Origin of the sequence: Bradyrhizobium sp. Leaf396, assembly GCF_001424605.1 — a bacterium.
GTDB lineage: Bacteria > Pseudomonadota > Alphaproteobacteria > Rhizobiales > Xanthobacteraceae > Bradyrhizobium > Bradyrhizobium japonicum_C.
Map to the genome: position 1 here is coordinate 228,908 of NZ_LMQJ01000065.1, position 21,267 is coordinate 250,174.

The following is a 21,267-nucleotide window of genomic DNA, read 5'->3' on the forward strand; positions in this document are numbered from 1 at the left end:
ACTCATGACGCATTCGACAACGTCATTTTCGTGATCGTCGAACCGGCCTCGACCCTAGTTCGGTAGCGTTGCGCGAAGCTGGTGGCTCCACGTCGGCCGGCCTTACGGCTGCCGCCGATCGCGGCCCATGCGCATCACGCGCCGCACGGCTTCCGGCAAGCCGGCGCGTGACCGAAAGTTGATCGCATCGGTTCTGGACACCGCCGTCACAAGAAAATAGCTGCTGCCTCGGCACTTTCGGCGGCCTCTTCGTGTGATACGATGCAGTATCATCCCACCTTTGAGCTGTTCCGAACACGCAAACGGAGGCCGGCATGAAAGGGATCGCGCGCGCAGGTCTTGTCGCCCTGGCGGGTTCGTTCTTGCTGATTGGATCTGCGACTGCCCAGCCCGCAGCCAATGCGGGCTGCACGGCAACGCTCTCCCTTGCCGGAACGCAGACCTGGCGCTGTGACAACGGCATCACCATCGTTGCGGAAAACGGCGCCAGGTTTGAACTTAAGGACGCCAACCGCGACGGACGTATAGACGCCGTCGAATTGAGCAGCAAAGCCCTGCTGGTCGACGTACCCAGGAAGCCACGCGGCACTCCCTTCAAGGTGCTGACGCCACAGGCGATTGCCGCCGTGCGCGGCACGAGATGGGCGGTCGACGTGGCCGACATCAAGACCGCCGTGTTCGTCGCCGACGGCCGGGTCGGGGTGACCCGCAGGACTGGCGGACGCGGCGTCGTGCTTGGACCCGGCGAAGGCGTCGACGTCGAGGCAACCGGCCCGCTGACGGTCAAGACATGGGGCCAGCCGCGCGTCGACGCGCTCATGGCAAGGCTCGGACAATAAGGCTGGGTCGAGACGGCCTCGGCCCTCGATATTTGAACAACAGTAGATTGCAAGACGACCGCATGCGCAGGCGACGCGTTCAGATCCTGGTGGCACTCGTCCTCACCGCGCTGTGGGGCGCGGGCATCTATGCCGCTCATGCCAACGGCCGCCTGCGCTTTCTCGACCGGCTCGAGGCGACGTTGACGGATTGGCGGACTCAGGTCCGCGGCGTGCAGCGTCCGCCCGACCTCGTCACCATCGTCGCCATCGACGACACCGTCGTGAAGCGCGGCGGCAGCTATCCGCTGCCGCGTGCCGACCTTGCCCGCGTCGTCGACACCATCGTGCAGTTCAAGCCGAAGGTGATTGGAATCGATCTCCTGCTCGTCGACCGCAGCGCTGCGATCGGCGATGCCACGCTGGCCAACACGCTCGCCACCGGCCCCATGGTGCTCGCCGCCGCGGCGATCTTTCCCTCCGCCAGCGAAACAGTGGCGCCCGACAGCGAAGGGCCCCTTGCCGTTCTGCCGCAGGCCGAACGCTTCCTGCAGCCCCTGCCCGCCTTCGCCGATCACGCCGAGGTCGGCATCGTCAACGTCGCGACGGGACAATCGGGGTCGCCGCTGTCAGTGCCGATGCTGTTCCGGACCCGCGACAAGGTCGAGTTGTCGTTTCCATTGCGCGTTGCCGCCCGTGCTCTCGACGAACCGTTGACCGTCGCGCCGGACCATCTGCGAATCGGTGAGCGCGTGGTGCCGACCGACAGCGATTTCGCGCTGCCGATCACTTATTACGGCCCGCGCCGCACGATCCGCACGGTCAGTGCACAAAGCATCTTCGACGGCACGCTCGACCGCGCAGCGATCGAGAACCGGATCGTCGTGATCGGCGCCTCGGTGGCGGGCGGCGGCGACTTCTATCCGACGCCGTTCGATTCATTGATGCCCGGCGTCGAGGTGGTCTCGACCGCAATCACGCAACTCGTCGCTGGCGACGGCATCGTGCGCGACCGCAGGGTCCGCATCGTCGACGCGCTCACTGCGATTCTGCTGCCGGTGCTATTGGTGGGCCTGCTCGCCTGGCGACGCAGTGCGCTCGGGATCATGGCGGCGGCGGCGATCATGATGGCCTGGGCCGGGCTCAACCTGTTTACGTTCACGCACGGCGTCTGGCTGAACGCCGCAACCACGCTGGCCGCAGCGGTCCCGCCGGTTCTCGTTTTTGCCGGCGTGCAGCTGTGGGCGGGAAGCCGCCGCACGCAATATCTTGCTGCCAAGAGCAGGTCGCTTGCGCAATTCCAAGCTCCGGCGGTGCAGGAGTGGCTGGCGCGAGATCCGGACTTTCTGTCGAAGCCCGTCCGGCAGGACGCAGCGGTAGTCTTCCTCGATCTCTCCGGGTTCACCGGCCTGAGCGAGCGGAGTGATCCGGACGAGCTCAGGAATCTTCTGAAGGCGTTTCACGCCTTGATCGACAGGACCGCGGCCGATTGCGGCGGCATGATCACCGGATTTCTCGGTGACGGCGCCATGATCCTGTTCGGGCTGCCGCGCCCGATGCCCGACGACGCGGCGCGCGCGCTGAAATGCGCGATCGATCTGCATCGCGGCGTCGAACGCTGGATCGCCTCGCTGCCACCGCCGATCGCGGGGCAGCTCGGCTTCAAAATCGGCGCGCATTACGGAGAGATCGTCGCCTCCCGGCTCGGCGAGAGCCATCAGCACCTGACGGCAACAGGCGACACCGTCAATGTCGCGAGCCGGCTGATGGAGGTAGCCGCCCAGAACGATGCGCGCCTCGCGCTGAGCGATACGCTGCTGGATGCCGCCGACTTCGAGGGAACCCCCGACGGGATCCTGTCGGGCCCCCTGCTCGCCCGCATCCGCGGCCGCTCAGCCGTCGTGACCGTGTGGTTCTGGCGGGATCCGGACGGGCCGGGTCAGGTTGCGACCACGGCCGAGACAATCGTCTGAGGTCTGCTACCGCGCTTCCGGCGGGGGCGAGCGGTCCAGCACGTCGCCCTTGGCGCCCTCGAGCAGATCGATACCGTAGGTCTCGACCACGAGCGGCCCGCGCTTGCGCTGCAATTGCGCGATCCGCGTGACCTGCGCAAAGAGATCATTCAAGGCGGGATGCCCGTCCGGGCGCAGTTCGTCGACATAGAGCAGCTTGCCGGCCAGCAGGCTGGGGTCGGGCTCGGGCATGTTGACCCAGCGGATGCGCTGGGTCTGCTGCGCGACGCACGTGCCGGGCGGGAGATAGAACGCGAGCCAGCCTGTAGTGCCGTAGTCCTGCGCGAGCACGCAGGTCGCACCGCTGCGCACGCGCACTGCTTCGATCTCTGCGGCGAGTTCGCGCCAGCCGACACCGACGCTGCGCACCGTGGCATCGCGGCGATAGCCCGACAGCCAGCCTGTATTGGCCTGAACGATCAACGCTGCAAACATCACGATGCCCACGGGTGCAGCCCAGCGCCGGCAGAAGGCGACGAGACGCCGCTGGCGCGGCTTCCATTGCGCGAGATTGGCTGCGGCCGCCGCCGCGATGACGAAGGGCGGATAGACGGGTGCGAACCAATTGGCCTCGACGCGGGCATGCAGCGAATGCCAGACGAAATAGGCGACGATGGTCCAGAACATCGTCCCGATCAGCACGCGCGAGGCCAGCGCGCCGGTGCGCTGCCACGTCAGCGCGTGCAGGCCCATGGCGCCGAGAATGAAAGCCAGCGGCGTTGCGAACGCGATCTGGGTCGGGATCAACTCGGCAATGAATACGGGGCGGAAGTCCTCGATCCTGGCGCGGCCGAGCTGCTTTGCGAATGAAACCCATTGATGGTCCGCGTTCCAGAGCAGCACCGGCGAAAACAGCGCCAGGGCAGCGAGGCCGCCGAGATAAGGCCACGGCGAAAGGAACCAGCGCCTGAGCTTCGGTACGACCGCGAGCCAGATCAGGATCGCCGGCCCAAAGAACATCGCCGTGTATTTCGACAGCAGCGCCGCGCCGACGGCCGCGCCGACGGCAAGCCACCAGGCACCCCGGCCGGTCTCCAGCACCTTCGCGAGGAAGAACAGCACGAAGCTGGAAGCGACCAGCAGCGGCGCATCGGGCGTGACGATCAGCGTTCCGACCGAGGCCAGCAGCGTCACATTGAGCAGGATGGCGCTGGTCGCAGCCACGCGCACGCCGCCGAACAGGATTGCTGCGGAGCGATAGACCGCATAGCTCATCGGCAGCGCGAGGAGGATCGAGACGAGGCGAACGCCGAGCTCGGTATCGCCCGCGATCATGGTGCCGGCGCGGATCACATAGGCGACCATCGGCGGATGGTCGTAATAACCGCCCGCCAGATGCTTCGACCACATCCAGTAATAGGCTTCGTCGAAGGTGATGGGCGTGAACGCAGCCGCAACCAGCCGCAACCCGACGAGGGCAAGAATCAGCAGCGCGGTGTTGCGGACGATCCGCGCGTCAGCCTCGCCCATCACGCGCTATTTCTTGCGCCAGACGAACAGTCCGGACATCGCGTAGTTCCACACCACGCCCATCAGCGCGCCGGCCATGCCGGCCAGCCACCAGATCGGCTCCTGGTCGTACACCGAGAAGGCGACGCCGACATTGGCGAGCAGGCCGACGCTGCACACGATGTAGAAGGCGATGAGGCCGCGCAGCAGCGCAAAACCCTTCAGGCGCTGGTCGCGGTAGGTGAGGAAGTTGTTGAGGATGAAGTTGCTGGTCATGGCGACGATGGCGCCGGCGGCTTGCGCCTCCGCGAACGGCGCGTTGAACAGGCGGAGCGCGATGAACAGCGTGGTCAGGTGAACCACGAGGCCGATACCGCCCACCATCGCGAACAGGATGAAGCGCAGCGAGACGATGTCGTTGGTCAGCTTGGCGAGAACGAGACCGAGGAAATCGAGCGCGACCATGGAATCGAGCTTGCTCTCGCCATGCTGGCGGGCGCCGAACGTATAGGGAATCTCGACCGTGCGCAGGGTGCCGTGTGCGGTCGCGACGACATCGAGCAGGATCTTGAAGCCGTGCACCGACAGCTTGGGTGCGATCTGCTCGAAGCGATCGCGGCGCATCATGAAGAAACCGCTCATGGGATCGGCTATCTCGACCCGCAGCATCTTTCTTGCGAACTCGGTCGCAAGCGCGCTGGCGCCGGCGCGCTGCTTGTTGAAGCCCTCGCTCTTGTAGCCCTCGATGTAGCGGCTGCCGACCACGAGGTCGGCCTGATCGCTTGCAAGCAGCAACAGCATCTTCGGCAGCTGCGTCTCGTCGTGCTGGAGGTCGGCATCGATGACGGCCACGTAAGGAGCGCTCGAGGCGAGGATGCCCTCGATGCAGGCCCCGGACAGGCCGCGGCGGCCGATGCGGCGGACACAGCGCACGCGGCTGTCGCGCTGCGACAGCGCGCGCACCACGTCCCAGGTGCCGTCGGGCGAATTGTCGTCGACGAACACGACTTCCCAGGCAATGTTGGCGAGCGTCGCCTCCAGTCGCCGATACAGCACCGTGACGTTGTCGCGCTCGTTGAAGGTCGGGACGATGACCGACAGTTCCGGGCCCTCTTGAGCCTGCGGCGGGATGTCGGCGCCGGGTCTGATCGCTTCGTTCATGACGGCAGCGTATATCCGCCGCGTCCTGCGCTGCCAAGCCGGGGGCTCTGGAGAACGGCCGAAATGGGGGGCTAAAATGCCAACGACCCCGGAACGGCGGGCCGCGCGTACATCCGGCGCAAGCCCAAGCTATTCCAAGGTCGTTCCAGCGCCGGAGTTTTTGCTCAACGTCGCCGTTACAGACCAGATGGGGACGGAAAAGGCGCTTCGCAAGAGGGCGGAAATGCCATTTTTCGCGCCCTATTGGTTAGGCACTTCCCGGATGATCGGCCCGCGCGGCGCGGGCACAGCGGGGGCCGCCGGTTCGGCCGCGGGGGCCGGCTCGACCTTCGCCGGCTTGGGCGGCTTGCCGTACTGGCCAATCGGCCCGAACACGACGGCAACCGCAAGCACGATCACCGCGACGATCGCGCCCAGAATGCCCCCCAGCGACTCAGACGACATGCAAGTCCACCCCTACTCCAGATGCGGCGAGTAGTACCACGGATGCGCGCGCGGCCGGAAGGCCCCGGGCGAATGGCGAATAGCGAATGAGGCAACCGGGGCCTCAGCCCTCCTCGCTCCTCGCCATCCGCCACTTCCTATTTCGCTGGTGCCCGATGCTTTACATAGGCCGTCACGATGTCCTTCTGCGCTGCCTCGACCGCCCTGTTCGCGGTGGCGAGATGGGCGCCGGCATCGATGCTCGGATATTGCGTGGTGAGATAGTCGAGCAGCGTCACCCGGTAATATTGCCGCTCCGAGGGACAGGCGCCCGCAACCGAGCGGCCGAAATCCCGCTCCGACAGGCCCTGGTTGGATTCGCGCGAATATTCCCGCGCCAGACAATGCCAGTAGTCGTCGCGGCTCTGCTGGGCGAGCTTCTGCATACTCTTGGCATCGTCGTCATCCGCCAAGGCGGAACGGGTCATGGCAGCAGATGTCATCATGACGAGCGCGGCTCCCACCAACAGCATCCGCATGTTGTTCTCCTTCTTTCGCGGGCCCTTGCGAGCTTAGACGGGAGCGGCCAACTGGCCAATCACATCTGGTTTGATTAGGATGAGATCCCTCCCCGTCGATGCGAGATCCTCCCGTGGCCAAAGCAAAAACCGCGTCAAAAAAATCCGGCAACATCTTCATCGGTATCGGCGGGTGGACCTTCGAGCCCTGGCGCGGCGTATTCTATCCGGAGAAGCTCGCGCAGGCGAAGGAGCTGTCCTACGCCGCCTCGAAGCTGACGTCGATCGAGATCAACGGCACCTATTATGGCTCGCAGAAGCCGGAGAGCTTTCGCAAATGGGCCAGCGAAGTCCCTGATGGCTTCGTGTTCTCGGTGAAGGGCCCGCGCTTCGCCACCAACCGCCGCGTGCTGGCCGAGGCCGGCGATTCCATCAAGCGGTTCTACGATTCCGGCGTGCTGGAGCTCGGAGATCATCTCGGGCCCGTGCTGTGGCAGTTCGCGCCGACCAAGAAGTTCGACGCCGGCGATTTCGGCAAGTTCCTGGAGCTCTTGCCGCGCAAGCTCGACGGACGCGCCCTGCGCCATGTCGTGGAAGTGCGCCACGACAGTTTCTGCACACCTGATTTCGTTGCGCTGATCCGCGAGTTCGAGACTCCAGTGGTGTTCGCTGAGCACGGCAAATACCCGGCGATCGCCGACGTTGCCGGCGATTTCGTCTACGCAAGGCTCCAGAAGGGCAGCGACGAGATCAAGACCTGCTACCCGCCGAAGCAGCTGGACGCCTGGGCTGAGCGCCTTCAGGCCTGGGCGTCAGGCGGTGAACCGGACGACCTGCCGAAAGTTGACAAGGCCAGGCCGAAAAAGGAGCCGCGCGACGTGTTCGCCTACGTCATCCACGAGGGAAAGGTGCGCGCGCCCCACGGGGCCATGGAGCTGATCGCACGCGTGAGCTGAGGTATTCCATGGCAAAGGCAAAGAAGCTGTTCACGATCGGCTATGAGCAGACGCCGCCGAAGGCGGTGCTGGACGAGCTGGAACATGCCGGCGTCAAGCTCGTGGTCGACGTGCGCGCGGTGACGTCGTCGCGCCGGCCGGGTTTTTCGAAGAAGCAGCTTTCGGCAGGTCTCGATGAGCGCGGCATCGCCTACGTCCATCTCGCCGCGCTCGGCACGCCAAAAGATGGGCGCCTCGCAGCACGCAGCGGTCACTACGACGTGCTGGAGAAGATCTATTCAAAGCACCTGAAAACGCCGCAGGCACGGGAAGAGATGGACGAGCTCTCGGCCCTGGTGAAGAAGGCCGGCCCTGTGTGCCTGCTCTGCTACGAGCGCGACCACACCCATTGTCACCGCCAGATGATCGCGGAGATGATCGAGGAGCGCGATGGGGTGACGGTGAAGAATCTGGTGGGGCGGCAGCTGTAGCCACACTCCGTAATTCCAGCGCGCCTGTTGGCGCGAGCTGCGGTGCGCAATTGCGCACCTGAGAATCCGTCGCGCGGCAGGGTTGGTGGACAAATGGATTCCGGGATCGCGCCCCGGAATGACGGATGGATTGATCTACCCTTCCCCCGCCAGCTTGAACGTCCCCTCCATCATCTGCACGCAGCTGCCGCCGACATGAGCGGAGACGATCTTGCCGTCCTGCTTGCGCACGCGGGTGAGGAGGATGCTCGGACGGCCCATGTCAAAGCCCTGGCCGATCGTAAGCTTGAATTCGCCGTCGCGCGTCGAATCGAGATCGGCGAACAGCGCGGCGGCTGCGACCGTCGCGCTGCCGGTGGCGGGGTCTTCGATCAGGCCGCTTGCGCCGGGAAAGAACATCCGCGCCTGCCGCTCGCAGGGCGCCTCCGCTGCCGGTACATCGCGCGTGTAGAAGTAGACCGAGAATGCGCCGTCTCTCGGCAAAATCCGGCCAAACGCTGCGGCATCGGGCTTGGCCCTGCGCACGGCTTCGCGCGATCGCACCTCCGCGACCACGAACGGCGTTCCGACGCCGACGACCTGCGGCGCATGATGATCGGTTTTGATGTCATCCGCCGTCAGGGAAATGCAGGCGGCGACGTCGGCTGCAGACAGCTGCGCGAGCCTTGCCAGCGGCTGCGGCGCGGTAAGCTCGGTGCTGATGACCCTGCCCTGCTCCCGCACGATGTCGACCGGGACCACACCGGCCCTCTCCTCGAACAGCAGGCGCGGCTTCGGCTCCCTGGCGATCGTCGCCAGCACGAAGGCGGTGCCGACATTGGGATGGCCCGCGAAGGGCAGCTCGCGGACCGGGGTGAAGATGCGCACCTCGGCATCATTGGCCCTGTCGCGCGGCGGCAGTACGAAGGTGGTCTCGGAATAGTTGAATTCGGTGGCGATCGCCTGCATCTGCCCGGTCGTGAGCCCGCCAGCATCGAGCACAACGGCGAGCTGGTTGCCGCCGAAGGCGCGGTCGGTGAACACGTCGACGGTGACGTAGCGGCGCAGCATATTCTCTTCCTCATGCAAGTCGCGGCCGCAACCGGCCGCACGGGCGACAGTCTACAAGCCGGCGACGTCGGCCGTCATGCCCCAAAATTCGGAGCAATCGGAGCAATCGGAGCAACCGCGCAAGGGAGAGTGAGACGCCGTCAACCGGCGATATCCAAAGCGAGCTATCCCAGCTGAAACACGGCCACCGGCCGCTCATAGCCGCGCACCTCGACTTCGCCGAGCGCGACGGCATCGCTGCCATCATCGCCCAGCGCCTCACGCACGGAGGCGGAGATCAGGAGCTGCGAACCGAACTCCTTGTTCAGCGCCTCCAGGCGCGAGGCGAAGTTCACGGTGTCGCCGATGACGGTGTATTCCTTGCGCCGGGGGGAGCCGATGTTGCCCGCGACGACTTCGCCGAAATGGATGCCGATGCCGATGCGCAGCCGCCAGCTGCTCTGGGCGTTGATGCGATCCATCGCGGTCAGCATCTCGCGGCCCGCGGCGACCGCGCGCTGCGCGGCGTCGGACGCTTCCAGCGGCGCGCCGAACAGCGCGAGGAAGCCGTCACCGAGAAACTTGTTCACGATGCCGCCGTGGCGATCGAGAATGTCGACCAGTACGGCGAAGGCGCCGTCGAGCCGGTCGACCACCTCCTGCGGCGTGCGGGACCGCGCGCCGGCAGTGAAGCCGCGAAAATCCACGAACATCACAGCGACGCGGCGGAGATCACCGGTTGCGCTCGTTCCCGCCGCCATCAGCCGCTCCACCACCTGCGGGGAGACGTGCTGGCCAAACAGATTGGTCACACGGTCCCGGGCGGTCGCCGCAGCGATGCTGGCGGCGAATTGCCGCCGGAGCTGCGCGCCGACGGCGCCGGCCAGCACGCCGCAGATCAGGATGATAGTGCTGCGCACGGCGTGGAAGTAGACGAGCGGTTCGCCGGCCTCGCTCTCCGCGTTGTAATACAGGCCGATGGCCAGAAGTCCGGCTCCGGCCACGAATCCGGTGAACGTGGACAGCCAGAAATCGAGCCGCAGCGTCGAGAGGATGACGAATATGAAATACATCAGCGGCACGGCAAAGCCGAGCGCCTGGGCCACGCCTATGGTCCGGATTTGCAGGATGAGGATTACCGTCGGCAGCGACGTCTCGATCAGCGTACCGATATAGCGCCGGACTACCGGCAGATCGCGATCGAGCCGCAGGTTCTTCCTGATCTGCGTGTGGACCCAGACCTCGAACAGAATGAAGCCGACGAGAAGGCCATAGACCTGGACGAGTCCTTCCGTCCCGCGCCAGACGCGGTTCACCACAGCAGGGTCGATCAGATAGATCGCGGTCAGGAATAGCATCATGACGCAACCCGTGAGGATTAGTGCCCTTACCCGCAGCAGCTCGGTACGCAGCACCTCCCGCGTCAGCTCGCGTTCGAAATCTGCCGACAAGGCGGCATGCTGTCGTGCCTTCCTGCTTGCAAACCTGACCATCACCCCCCCCGTCACTCCGGGGCGCCGCGAAGTCGCGTCTCCGGAATCTCGCAATTCCCAGATGCGCAATGGCGCACACAGCGCACGCGAGGCGTGCTCCGGAATGGCTATCGAGAGGCATTGTGCCTCAATCGAGCGTGCGGCGGAAGCGCGTCACGGCGATGGTCATGGCCAGCAGCATCAGGGCCGCCAGCGCCAGCGTGTCGAAGCGCAGATTCTCCATGCTCGCACCCTTGAGCATGATGGCGCGGACGATCCGCAGATAGTGGGTCAGTGGCAGGCATTCGCCCAGATATTGCGCCCAGGCGGGCATGCCGGCGAACGGAAACATGAAGCCTGAGAGCAGGATGCTCGGCAGGAAGAACATCATGGACATCTGCATGGCCTGGAGCTGGTTCTGCACCACGGTCGAGATGGTATAGCCGATCGACAGATTGGTGGTGATGAACAACGTCGAGAGCAGCGCCAGCAGGAAGAGACTGCCGAGCACGGGCACCCCGAACAGACCGACGCCGATGCCGATAATGAGGAACGCTTGAAGGAAACCGACCAGCACGTAAGGCACGATCTTGCCGAACATGACTTCGACCGGCTTGATCGGCATAGCCAACAGGCTCTCCATGGTGCCGCGCTCGACCTCGCGCGTGACCGACAGTGCGGTGAAGATCAGCATGGTCATGGTGAGAATGGTGCCGACGAGGCCGGGCACAATGTTCAGGCTGGAGGCCGCGGCCGGGTTGTAGCGGGCGTGCGCGCGGATCTCGAACGGCATCTCCGGGGGATCGCCGATATAGAGATCATGCTTGAGCGCCGTCTGCACCACCATACCCAGCGAGCCGATCGCCGCGCTCGCCGCGACCGGATCGGTGGCGTCAGCCGCCACCAGCAGTGCCGGCTTGTCGCCGCGCCGTACCGCCCGCTCGAAGCCGCGCGGGATCTCGACACCGAACAGCACCTTGCCGGATTTCAGGAGATTGTCGAAATCATCGACGTGGTGCACTTCATAGAGGAAGCGGAAATAGGCGGTGTTCTCCAGCGCCTTCAGGATCGAGCGGGCAAGATCGGAGTCCTCCTGGAGCAGCACCGCGCTCGGCAAGTTGCGCGGCGTCGTGTTGATCGCGTAGCCGAACAGCATGAGCTGCATCACCGGCAGCATCACGATCATCGCGAAGGAGACGCGATCACGCTTGAGCTGGATGAACTCCTTGACCAACATCGCGTAGGAGCGCCGCAGAAAGCCGAAGCGCTCGCGCATTGCGCGGGCTGAATCAGGGGCATCGACGCCGCTCATTGGAAGTTGTCCTTGGAACGCCCCATCAGCTCGATGAAGACGTCCTCGAGTGACGGTTGCGACTTCTGCCATCGCAATCCCCCCCTCTCGCGCCAAGGCGCGATGCTGTCTTCGAGCGCCGCGATGTCGCGCCCCGACACGTGCAGCGAGGTGCCGAACGGCGCCACCATGTCGATCCCGGGCTTGCCCGTGAGCGCCGCCGCAAGCTCGTTCAGCGCTTCGCCCGTGACCGTGTAGGTCGCCAGCGCAGATTGCGCGATCACCTCCTCCACCGTGCCGTGCGCCAGCAGATAGCCGTAGGCGATGTAGGCGATCTCGTGACAGCGCTCGGCCTCGTCCATGTAGTGGGTCGAGACCAGCACGGTGAGGCCTTCGGCTGCGAGTGCGTGGATCTCGTTCCAGAAATCACGCCGCGCCTTGGGATCGACGCCGGCAGTCGGTTCGTCGAGCAGCAAAAGTTGCGGATTGGGCAGCGTGCATGCCCCCAGCGCCAGCCGCTGCTTCCACCCGCCCGAGAGTTCGCCCGCAAGCTGCTCTTCTCGCCCGGTGAGCCCGAGCCGCTTGATCATGTCGCGCGCAGCGCCGCGCGCGTCCGTGACGCCATAGAGCCGCGCCACGAACTCGAGGTTCTCGCGCACCGAGAGATCCTGGTAGAGGCTGAAGCGCTGGGTCATGTAGCCGACGCGGCGCTTGATCTTCTCGGCATCGCGGCGGATGTCATACCCGAGGCAGGTGCCCTCGCCGCTGTCGGGCGTGAGCAGCCCGCACAGGATGCGGATGGTCGTGGTCTTGCCCGAGCCGTTCGGCCCGAGAAAGCCGTAGATCGAGCCGCGCTTCACCTGCATCGACAGGTCGTGCACGACCTCGCGGCCGCCGAACGACTTCGTCAGGCCCTTGACGTCGATCGCGATGTCGTTGCCGCTGCTCATCGTCTGTCCGCCACCGGTGTCTTGAGCTCGGAATTCTTGGGATTGAGATAGACATCGATCGGCTGTCCGACCCGCAGGGCATCCGGCCGCGAGGGCCGCGCCTGGATCAGATAGACCAGCTTGTTGCGCTCATCGAGGCTATAGATGACGGGCGGGGTGTATTCGGCCGAGGTCGCGATGAAATAGATCTTTGCGGTAAGGTCGGCCGCGCAATTGTCGCAGGAGATGCGCACCGTGTCGCCGATCGCCAGCTTCGGCAATTCGGTCTCCGGCACGAAGAAGCGCAGCTTCATGTTGCCGGGCGGCATGATCGACAGCACCGGCCGCTGCGCCGCCACCATCTCGCCCTCGCGAAAATAGATCTGCTGGATGGTGCCGGCAACCGGCGCAAAGCCCTTGCGCCTCGCCATCCGCGTCTCCGAGGTCGCTACTCGCGCTTCGGCGATGCGCAAGGCGGACACGGCGGAATCGAGGTTGGCCTGTGTGCCCGAGCCGGTCTTGCTCAGCGAAGCCGCCCGGTCATAGGTCTGCTGCGCGTTCGCCAGCGTCGCCTTGTTCTGATTGAGATCGGCGCGCTGGAGATCGTCATCGACGGAATAGAGGGGATCGCCGACCTTGACCTCGTCACCCTCGCGGACGTTGAGCCTGGTGATCCGACCCGCTTCGTCCGGACTGACGAAAATCATGTCGGCCTCGACCCAGCCCTGGAAGCCGGGATCGCGCTTCTCCTTGCAGGCCGCAAGAGCGGTTGCGACCACAAGCGTCAATGCAAACCTCAAAACTGCTTGCGACGACCTCATGTCGTCCTCCGTTCGCCAAAAATCAAATCGAGATGGACGCGCAGCATCTCCTGCGCATCGAGCGGCGCATGCCGCGCAAACAGGCTCTGCCAGATCACCGCGATCATTGCGGGCGCAACCAGGATCTGCGGATAGCGCGCGAGATCCTTCTGACGGATCTCGCCGCGGGCAATGCCGAGCTCGATCAGTGCGCGCATGGCGGCGATCCCGCGCGAGACGACCTCGCGATAGTAGAAGTCGGCCACGGAGGGAAAGCGCGGCCCCTCCGCCACGATCAGACGCACCAGATCGCCCCGACGCGTCCCGATCACCTCCTTCAGGAAATTGCCGGCAAACGTCTCGATGACTTCACGCACCGTTCCGGCGGGCGGCGGCAGCGTCGTGAGGCGCGTGACCACCGGCACGATCACGGTGCGCACCAGCTCCTCGAACATCGATTCCTTGTCCTTGAAGTGCAGATAAATCGTGCCCTTTGCGACGCCGGCGCGCTTGGCAATGTCGTCAAGCCGCGTCGCGGCAAACCCGCGCGCGATGAATTCGTCCATCGCCGCCTCCACAATGGCCGCGCGCCGCTCCGCCGCGCGCGTGGCACGGTTGGAGGCCGGAGCAGCTCCGCTGGCTTCGGAGTGTCCGCCGCTCTGGTGGACGCGAGCCGCGGACCGCGTAACGCTTTTGGTCGACTTCCTGGTCATCCCAGATGAATGACTGACTAGTCAGTCATTGTCAAGAACAAGAACCGGCAGGTGCCAAAACGAATTAGTGTTGACTAATGCATTAGCGTTCGCTAATTGAAACTTCATGATTGAAGCCGCCCAAAACCCCGTCACAACCGTGATGCGCGCTCTTGCCGATCCGACGCGCCGCGCCGTTTTCGAGCGGGTGTTCGCGAGCAAGGAGATCAGCGTCGCAGAGCTGACACGTGGCAGCGGCGTAACCCAGGGTGCGATCTCGCAGCACCTGAAGTCGCTCAAGCAGGCCGGTCTCGTCACCGAACGGGCCGAGGGCCGCAACGTCTACTACCGCGCCGCGCCGCAAGGACTCGAGCCTCTGGTCAACTGGATGGACCATTACGGCGTGTTCTGGCGCGAGCGCTTCCAGAACCTGCGTGATTTCTTGAAGGAGATCGATCCGTGAGTACTGCCGCGTTGAAAGCCGAAACAAAGGACATCGTCATCGACGATGTGTTCCCTCACACCGCCGAGACGATCTGGAGGGCGTTGACCAGCGCCCAGCTGATCGCGCGCTGGCTGATGCAGCCGACCGGCTTTGAAGCCGTCGAAGGCAACTCCTTCACATTCCAGACCACTCCGGGCGGCAATTGGGACGGCGTGATCCATTGCCGCGTTCTCGAGGTCGTGCCGAACCGCCGCCTCGTCTACTCTTGGAAGGGCGGCGACGAACGCAACACCGGCTATGGCGCACCGCTCGACACCGTCGTGACGTGGTCCCTCTCCCCGGTCGAAGCCGGCACGCGGATCCGCCTGGTCCATGCAGGCTTCGTCCTGCCCAGGAACGAGTCGGCCTACACGGTCATGAGCGGCGGCTGGAAGAAGGTGGTCCGCAAGCTCGACGAGATCAGCGGGGAAGAGTGAGGAGATGGCGCGATGGAAAAGTCCTATACCGGCGGCTGCGCCTGCGGCGCGATCCGCTATTCGATCCTCGGGGAGCCCCTGTTCAGCAATCACTGCCAGTGCCGGGACTGCCAGCGGGAAAGTGGCAGCGGGCATGGCTCCTACGCGACCTTCGCGCGCGCCGGCGTCACGGTGACCGGTGAAGCGACGCACTGGGACATGGTCGCAGACAGCGGAAATGTGAAGACGCGCGGCTTCTGCGCAAAATGCGGCGTGCCCGTCTACATGACCTTTGCGGCACAGCCCGATGTCTTCACGATCCGGGCGGCAAGCCTCGACGAACCCGCCCGCTACAAGCCGCAGGCGGTCACCTTCGCCGCGCGCGGTCACGACTGGGATCGCCTTGGCCCTGGCCTGGTGAAATTCGAAGGCATGCCGCCAGCGTAAGCAACGGCGACGAGAGTGACCGGCGGCTCAGATGCATGGCCGGATGTAGGGCCGGTTGATCTCCCACAACTCCTCGAGCAGGCCTCGCGCGGCCTTCTCGGAATGGACGACGGGGTCGAGCAGCAAGGCCTGCAGCGCCATCTCCTTCGAAGCGTGCATGGCCGCCTCCACCGCCATCTGCTGAACCTGAACCTGGATCGTCATCAGCTTGGCCACGGCGTCGGGCAGCGCCCCAAGCGAGACAGGATGGATGCCGGCAGCATCTACTTCCACCGGCACCTCCACGGCGGCATCGGCCGGCAGGTTCGGGATCACCTGTCGATTGTGAACGACCGCGGATTCGACGAGTTGCTTGCGGTTATGGACAATGGCGGCGATGATGCCGATCGCTCGCTCGCCCGAGGGCATCGACCACCAGTCCGGCATCTCGGCCCGACCTGCGAGCACGTCGTCGATCAGCCGCGTCAGTTTCGCGCGCTCGCTCTCGTCCCAGTCGAAATTATAGCCGCCCTCGCCGGCCTCCCAGCCGAACGAAAGATACTCGCCCACGTGACTGTCTCCGCAGCCGAGCCAGTAGCCGAACGCGTGCAACAATTTGCGCGTCAGCGGTGAGAAGGCGGGATCGAAATCCCGCTCCTTTTCGCGCAGCAGTGGATAGAGGTCCGCGCCCGTCTCGCGGTCACGAATTTCGGTCAGGCACTGGAAATGGTTGAGACCTGCACCCCACACGTCCACGCGACTCTCCGGCATCCCCAGAATTCGCGCGACGTTGTCGCGGGCAAGGAATATTCCGTGGCACAGGCCGACGCTGCGGATTCCGCTGTACCGGCCGAGCGCCAGGATGATTCGGCTTTCCGGATTGGAGAAATTGATGAACGTCGCGCGTGGGCAACGGAGCTCCATCTCGCGCACGAAGTCGAAGACGGCCGGCAAGGTGCGCAGCGTGAAGAACAAGCCGCCGGGCCCTCCGTTCTCACCCAGCGTATGACGGATGCCGAACCTGCGCGGAATCTCGAAATCGAGCCGCCACAACCGATTGCGATCGATGGCGGTGGAATGCACGACGAACTCGGCGCCGTCCAACGCCGCGCGCCAGTCCGTCGTAGCCTCGACGACATAGCCGGCGCCGGATTTCTCGTTGAGCAGTTTGGCAAGCCGCGTCGACCGGCCAAGCCGGTCGACGTTTCGTCCGACCAGGACCAGTGTCGAACCGGCGAGATCGCGGGTCGAAAACAGGTCCCGGAACATGCTCATCCCGAAGGATGCGCTGCTGGCGCCGAGAAAGACGATCTTCGTTGTCCGGGCCATGCCCTGCTCCTCGCAGAGACTAGGCGAAGTCGAGCACCATGCGGCCGTCGATCTTGCCGGCCTTCATCCGGTCGAAGACCTCATTGATCTGCGCGAGCGGCACCTTGGCGACCTCGGCCTTGACCTTGCCGTCGGCGGCGAAAGCAATGGCCTCGTCGAGGTCGCGCCTGGTTCCGACGATCGAGCCGCGCACAGTGATGCGCTTGAGCACGACGTCGAAAATCGGAGTCGGAAATTCGCCCGGCGGCAGCCCGACGAGGCTGACGGTCCCCTTGCGGCGCACCATCTTCAGCGCCTGGGCGAACGCCGGGGTGGAGACCGCAGTCACCAGCACACCATGCGCCCCGCCTCCGGTCGCTTCCAGCACCTTGTCCACCGCATCGGCGGCGAGCGCGTTCACCGCAAGATCGGCACCGGTCTCACGGGCCAGGTCGAGCTTGTCCTCGGCGATATCGACGGCCGCAACCTTGAGACCCATCGCCTTGGCGTATTGAACCGCGACATGGCCGAGCCCGCCGACGCCCGAGATCACCACCCACTCGCCGGGCTTCGCCTCGGTCTCCTTCAGTCCCTTGTAGGTGGTGACGCCGGCGCACAGGATCGGCGCGATGGCGGCAAAATCGACGGTTGCCGGCAGCTTGGCCGCGAAGGCCGCCGAAGCGATGACATATTCGGCGAAACCGCCGTTCACGCTGTAGCCGGTGTTGTGCTGGTGCTCGCACAGCGTCTCCCAGCCGGTCTCGCAATACTCGCACGACATGCAGGCGTCGTGCAGCCAGGCGACCCCGACGGCATCGCCGACCTTCAGATTCTTCACACCGGGCCCGATCGCGGCGACGATGCCCGCCGCCTCATGGCCGGGAATGAAGGGTGGAACCGGCTTCACCGGCCAGTCCCCGGAGGCGGCATGCAGATCGGTGTGACAGACGCCGCAGGCCTTGACCTTCACCAGGACCTCGCCGGGACCGGGCTGCGGCACCGGCACATCCTCGATCACCAGCGGCTTGCCGAATTGTCTGACGACTGCAGCTTTCATGGTCGGCATCGGTCTGCTCCTTTGCGTTGGCTGGGGCAGATTAGCCATGCCGGGGGCCTTGCTCTTGACCGGCGTCAAAGAGCACAAAGTTTGCGCAAGCACTTCCGCCATCGTGACACCACGATGACAACGAGAAGCGACGACCAACGCCCTCAGCTATGGAACTTGAGGCCATCGACGATCTTGTCGATCACCTTCCGTTCGGCGCGCATCGCAATGCCGACGAGATTGAGGTCGGCGCGTGCGACGGCCCTGACCGCCTCGCGATTGGCGGCATCGTGCGTGGTCCTGAACATGTCCTCGGTGTAGACCGCCGGCTTGACATTGCGGGTGAGCGCGCGGTCCAGCGCGCGCGACAATGCGGCCCCGTCGGCGCCGTAGATCAGGATCGGCTGGCCGATCAGTGCGTGATACTTGGTACCCGAGGCGTCTTCATAGGCCTCGCCAATGCATTCGGGAAAGGCTGCGGCAATGCCGCTGGTGAGAAAGGACGCGACGTTGAGCTTCTGCCAGGCTTGAAGATCGGTGCGGATCACCACGGCGATCTTGGTGTCGAACTGCATGCATTCCCTCGATTGTCATTCCGGGCGCGCCACTTGGCGCAAGCTACGGAGCGCAATTGCGCACCTGAGAATCCATCGCGCCACAAGGCAAGGGGACGAATGGATTGCGGGTTCGATGCTACGCATCGCCCCGGAATGACAGCAAGAGGAATCAACCCTTGGCGTCGCAGGCCCAGGCGCGGATCACGCATTCCTTGCCACCATACTTGTAGCATTCGCGCGTGGCGGCATTGAGCGAGGCCGAAATCTTCGGCTTGACGGCATAGCCATAGGCGCCGCAGGGATTGGTGAGATCGACCGACATTGCGGCGCAGGCGCGCTTCATCGTTACGGTCGTGCAATCGCCCTTGCACTGCTTCTGCGCCGCGGCGCGCGCCTCATGCTCGGCGTCGTAATCATACGCTTGGCCATAGGCGCCGCATTTGCCGACTGCAAATGCGCCGGCGGCGTGGGCTTCAGTAATGTAGCGGGCGCCCGTAACGGCAACAGACAAGACAACGCAAAACATCGCGAAACGGCGCGCGACGGCATTCGAAGCCATGGAAAAACCCTCCCCCCAGGCAAGGCGATGGGAGTCTAATCGGCGGTCGTTTCCAGACGGTGAACGGGTGGTTGAGCTTGGCGGACGGGGACGTGTCGCGGGGTGGATTGCGCCTTCGGCTAATCGACCCGGCGCTGCTGCGGCACCTTCATCCCCGTCTTGCCGCCTCCAGCGCCTGCGGCGTGTCGATGTCGAGGAAGGCACTTTCGCCGTCGACGGGCACTTCGGCGACCGCCTCGGTGTGCTTGGCGATCAGATGACGCGCGCCGACGTCGCCGTCGAGCGTCATCAACTCCTTGAAGAAGCGGCGCGACCACAGCACGGGGTTGCCGCGGCGGCCCTCGCTGACCGGTACGACGATGAGATTGCCGCAGTCGGGGGCAAAGCTGTCGATGAGACGGTCGATCAGCCCGGCGTCGATCAACGGCATGTCGCCGAGACACACGACAGCGCCGTCGCACGCCTCGGGCACGGCCGCCATGCCCGCCTTGACCGAACTGGCGATGCCACCGGCGAACTCCGGATTGCGGACGAACTTCACCTTCAGGCCTTGCAGCGCCTGCTCGACCAGCTCGGCCTGATGACCGGTGACGACGATCACCTCGGAGGCCTTGGAGGCCAGCGCCTGCTCGGTCGCGAGGCGCACCAGCTTCTTGCCGTCGAGTTCGGCGAGCAGCTTGTTCGGCCCGCCCATCCGGGTCGAGCGCCCCGCGGCAAGCACGATGGCCGCGACCTGGCTATTGCCTTCGGTCTCCGGCTTGGCGCGCGGCTGCGGCCGCGTCACGATCTCCATCAGGAGGCCGCCGACGCCCATGCCCATCAGCTCGGACCGCGTCACCTTGATGCCGGCGAGCAGCCGCATCAAGACCCAGTCAAACCCGTTCTCGACCGGCGAGCGCGCGCAACCCGGCGCGCCCAGCACGGGCACCTCGCCAGCACGGGCGATCAGCAAGAGGTTGCCGGGATCGACCGGCATGCCGAAATGCTCGATCTCGCCGCCGATGCCGGTGACGGCCGCCGGGATAACGTCGCGGCGATCGGCAATGGCGGAGGCGCCGAACACGATGACGAGCTCGGCACCAAGGCCGAGCAATTCCTTGATCGCGGCCGACAGCGCCTGCTCCTCGTGCGGGACCCGCCGCTCGGCGATGATGCCGGCGCCGGCTGGAGCAAGGCGCTCGGCGGTGACGCGCAACGTCTTGTCGATCACCTTGGAGGAGAGGCCGGGCAGCAGCGTCGAGACCACACCGACGCGCTTGATCACGTAGGGCGCGACCTTCAGCACGTCCTTGCCGGCGGCCTGCACGGCAGCATCGCGCAAACGTCCCTCGACGCCGAAAGGGATGATCTTGACGGTGCCGACCATCTCGCCCTCGACCACCGGCTTGAACGGGGTGAGCGTCGCGAAGGTGATGGCCTCGTCGATGTTATTGATACGATCGACCGCGGCGCGGTCGATCACCAGCACGCCCGGGCGCGCAGCAAACAGATTGGCGCGGCCGGTGAAGGCGCGTTCGACATGGATGCCCTCGCCGCCAATGGCGAGCGCGATGCTGGCGGCTGCAATGTCCTCGGAGACGTCGCCCTCCTCCATCCGCACCACGACAATGTCCTTGATGCTGGCGCGCTCCAGCGCCTCGGCCTCCGCCGGTCCGATCGTCGTACCTTTCTTCAGAACCAGCGGTCCCTGACGCAGGGTGTGGACGGTCACCCCTCCGATCGCATCCCTGGGGCTCGCCGGTCCGAACTTCATGCCGCTTCTTCTTTTTCTTTGGGAGGCAGACGAAGCACCGCCGTGATCTCGGCCATGATCGACACCGCGATCTCGGAGGGAGAGACTGCCCCGATCGCAAGCCCGATGGGCGCGTGGATGCGTGCGATGTCGCTTTCCTTGGCGCCCTGCGCCCGCAGCCGGTCGGCGCGTTTGGCATGCGTCTTTCGCGAGCCGAGCGCGCCGATGTAGAAGCAGTTGCGTTCAAAGGCATGCAACAGCGCGGGATCGTCGATCTTGGGATCGTGCGTCACCGCGACGAATGCGGTGTAGGCATCGACATTGAGCGGCGGCAGCGCCGTGTCGGGCCATTCCGCGATCAGCGGGATGTCGGGAAAACGCTCGGGGCTGGCAAAGGCCGTGCGCGGATCAACCACAGTGACGTCATAGCCGAGGGAGCGCGCGAGCGGCGCCAGCGCCTGGCTGATGTGGACCGCACCGATGATGACGAGCTTGGCCGTCGGCGCGTAGACGTTGAGAAACAGCTTCTTGCCCCCGGCCTCGACACTGGCGCTCTTGCCCATGCGAAGCTGCTTTTCGAGCTCGGCGCGCAGAGGATCTTTCGCAAAATCCCTGGCCTTCACCAGGCGTTGCTCGCCGCTGTCGGTGTCAGTCACCAGGATCACCGGCCGGCGCGCGGCGCGCTCGGCATTGAGTTCGTGCAGGATCTCGAGCTTCACG

At 65.0% G+C, this 21,267-nt stretch carries 23 protein-coding genes; 7 read left to right on the top strand and 16 right to left on the bottom strand.

The features are described 5' to 3' along the window. Positions 1 to 314 precede the first annotated feature (314 nt). The gene (locus ASG57_RS34050) at positions 315 to 839 is read left to right on the top strand and encodes a FecR domain-containing protein (RefSeq protein WP_024340805.1); all 525 of its coding nucleotides are present in this window, start codon (positions 315 to 317) and stop codon (positions 837 to 839) included. Positions 840 to 901: 62 nt separating this feature from the next. After that, positions 902 to 2,791, top strand: a complete 1,890-nt coding sequence (locus ASG57_RS34055) for a CHASE2 domain-containing protein (RefSeq protein WP_024340806.1) — start codon at positions 902 to 904, stop codon at positions 2,789 to 2,791. Between the two features lie 6 nt (positions 2,792 to 2,797). Here the strand turns inward: ASG57_RS34055 and ASG57_RS34060 are convergent, their stop codons facing one another. The 4 genes from ASG57_RS34060 to ASG57_RS34075 all read right to left on the bottom strand — a co-directional run bounded on the left by ASG57_RS34060 (position 2,798) and on the right by ASG57_RS34075 (position 6,402). Continuing rightward, on the bottom strand, positions 2,798 to 4,300 hold the full coding sequence (locus ASG57_RS34060) for a glycosyltransferase family 39 protein (protein ID WP_057199047.1): 1,503 nt from the start codon (positions 4,298 to 4,300) through the stop codon (positions 2,798 to 2,800). A 6-nt stretch (positions 4,301 to 4,306) separates the two neighbouring features. Continuing rightward, a complete protein-coding gene (locus tag ASG57_RS34065) occupies positions 4,307 to 5,440 on the bottom strand; it encodes a glycosyltransferase family 2 protein (protein WP_024340808.1) in 1,134 nt (377 codons plus the stop codon). A 240-nt stretch (positions 5,441 to 5,680) separates the two neighbouring features. Next, complete coding sequence (locus tag ASG57_RS34070) at positions 5,681 to 5,884, bottom strand: hypothetical protein (protein ID WP_024340809.1); 204 nt, start codon at positions 5,882 to 5,884, stop codon at positions 5,681 to 5,683. A 137-nt stretch (positions 5,885 to 6,021) separates the two neighbouring features. Next, positions 6,022 to 6,402: a hypothetical protein gene (locus ASG57_RS34075; protein WP_024340810.1), complete on the bottom strand. Its 381-nt coding sequence runs from the start codon at positions 6,400 to 6,402 to the stop codon at positions 6,022 to 6,024. 98 nt (positions 6,403 to 6,500) lie between these two features. Between ASG57_RS34075 and ASG57_RS34080 the strand changes: the two genes are divergently transcribed. Both ASG57_RS34080 and ASG57_RS34085 read left to right on the top strand, forming a co-directional pair. Beyond that, positions 6,501 to 7,337, top strand: a complete 837-nt coding sequence (locus tag ASG57_RS34080; protein ID WP_156402899.1) for a DUF72 domain-containing protein — start codon at positions 6,501 to 6,503, stop codon at positions 7,335 to 7,337. Between the two features lie 8 nt (positions 7,338 to 7,345). Further along, positions 7,346 to 7,807: a DUF488 domain-containing protein gene (locus tag ASG57_RS34085; protein ID WP_024340812.1), complete on the top strand. Its 462-nt coding sequence runs from the start codon at positions 7,346 to 7,348 to the stop codon at positions 7,805 to 7,807. 135 nt (positions 7,808 to 7,942) lie between these two features. Here ASG57_RS34085 and ASG57_RS34090 read toward each other — a convergent pair whose 3' ends face one another. From ASG57_RS34090 to ASG57_RS34115, 6 genes are all read right to left on the bottom strand, one after another. Continuing rightward, a complete protein-coding gene (locus ASG57_RS34090; protein ID WP_057199049.1) occupies positions 7,943 to 8,857 on the bottom strand; it encodes a PhzF family phenazine biosynthesis protein in 915 nt (304 codons plus the stop codon). Positions 8,858 to 9,021: 164 nt separating this feature from the next. Further along, positions 9,022 to 10,329, bottom strand: coding sequence for an adenylate/guanylate cyclase domain-containing protein (locus tag ASG57_RS34095; protein ID WP_024340814.1), 1,308 nt, complete (start codon positions 10,327 to 10,329; stop codon positions 9,022 to 9,024). A gap of 127 nt (positions 10,330 to 10,456) precedes the next feature. After that, positions 10,457 to 11,620, bottom strand: coding sequence for an ABC transporter permease (locus ASG57_RS34100; RefSeq protein ID WP_057199050.1), 1,164 nt, complete (start codon positions 11,618 to 11,620; stop codon positions 10,457 to 10,459). After that, on the bottom strand, positions 11,617 to 12,549 hold the full coding sequence (locus tag ASG57_RS34105) for an ABC transporter ATP-binding protein (protein ID WP_024340816.1): 933 nt from the start codon (positions 12,547 to 12,549) through the stop codon (positions 11,617 to 11,619). The genes ASG57_RS34100 and ASG57_RS34105 overlap by 4 nt, the downstream gene beginning before the upstream one ends. Beyond that, a complete protein-coding gene (locus tag ASG57_RS34110) occupies positions 12,546 to 13,349 on the bottom strand; it encodes an HlyD family secretion protein (protein WP_024340817.1) in 804 nt (267 codons plus the stop codon). The genes ASG57_RS34105 and ASG57_RS34110 overlap by 4 nt, the downstream gene beginning before the upstream one ends. Continuing rightward, positions 13,346 to 14,041 (bottom strand): TetR/AcrR family transcriptional regulator, encoded by a 696-nt coding sequence (locus ASG57_RS34115; RefSeq protein WP_024340818.1) that lies wholly within the window; start codon positions 14,039 to 14,041, stop codon positions 13,346 to 13,348. The genes ASG57_RS34110 and ASG57_RS34115 overlap by 4 nt, the downstream gene beginning before the upstream one ends. 106 nt (positions 14,042 to 14,147) lie before the next feature. Here ASG57_RS34115 and ASG57_RS34120 point away from each other — a divergent pair, with 106 nt between their 5' ends. The 3 genes from ASG57_RS34120 to ASG57_RS34130 are packed head-to-tail and all read left to right on the top strand — an operon-like array spanning position 14,148 to position 15,367. Then, a complete protein-coding gene (locus ASG57_RS34120; RefSeq protein ID WP_024340819.1) occupies positions 14,148 to 14,483 on the top strand; it encodes an ArsR/SmtB family transcription factor in 336 nt (111 codons plus the stop codon). Further along, entirely contained in the window at positions 14,480 to 14,941 is a 462-nt protein-coding gene (locus ASG57_RS34125) for an SRPBCC family protein (RefSeq protein WP_024340820.1), read from the top strand. The genes ASG57_RS34120 and ASG57_RS34125 overlap by 4 nt, the downstream gene beginning before the upstream one ends. 12 nt (positions 14,942 to 14,953) lie before the next feature. Further along, positions 14,954 to 15,367 (top strand): GFA family protein, encoded by a 414-nt coding sequence (locus ASG57_RS34130; protein ID WP_024340821.1) that lies wholly within the window; start codon positions 14,954 to 14,956, stop codon positions 15,365 to 15,367. A 27-nt stretch (positions 15,368 to 15,394) separates the two neighbouring features. Here the strand turns inward: ASG57_RS34130 and ASG57_RS34135 are convergent, their stop codons facing one another. The 6 genes from ASG57_RS34135 to ASG57_RS34160 all read right to left on the bottom strand — a co-directional run bounded on the left by ASG57_RS34135 (position 15,395) and on the right by ASG57_RS34160 (position 21,266). After that, positions 15,395 to 16,675 (bottom strand): family 4 glycosyl hydrolase, encoded by a 1,281-nt coding sequence (locus ASG57_RS34135; protein WP_057199051.1) that lies wholly within the window; start codon positions 16,673 to 16,675, stop codon positions 15,395 to 15,397. A 19-nt stretch (positions 16,676 to 16,694) separates the two neighbouring features. Then, positions 16,695 to 17,720, bottom strand: coding sequence for an alcohol dehydrogenase AdhP (adhP, locus tag ASG57_RS34140; RefSeq protein WP_024340823.1), 1,026 nt, complete (start codon positions 17,718 to 17,720; stop codon positions 16,695 to 16,697). A gap of 143 nt (positions 17,721 to 17,863) precedes the next feature. Beyond that, positions 17,864 to 18,274, bottom strand: coding sequence for a DUF2000 family protein (locus ASG57_RS34145; RefSeq protein WP_024340824.1), 411 nt, complete (start codon positions 18,272 to 18,274; stop codon positions 17,864 to 17,866). Positions 18,275 to 18,425: 151 nt separating this feature from the next. Then, on the bottom strand, positions 18,426 to 18,815 hold the full coding sequence (locus ASG57_RS34150; protein WP_024340825.1) for a DUF4189 domain-containing protein: 390 nt from the start codon (positions 18,813 to 18,815) through the stop codon (positions 18,426 to 18,428). A gap of 148 nt (positions 18,816 to 18,963) precedes the next feature. Next, positions 18,964 to 20,568, bottom strand: a complete 1,605-nt coding sequence (locus ASG57_RS34155) for an NTP transferase domain-containing protein (RefSeq protein ID WP_024340826.1) — start codon at positions 20,566 to 20,568, stop codon at positions 18,964 to 18,966. Next, a complete protein-coding gene (locus tag ASG57_RS34160) occupies positions 20,565 to 21,266 on the bottom strand; it encodes an XdhC family protein (protein WP_024340827.1) in 702 nt (233 codons plus the stop codon). The genes ASG57_RS34155 and ASG57_RS34160 overlap by 4 nt, the downstream gene beginning before the upstream one ends. Position 21,267: the final 1 nt, after the last annotated feature.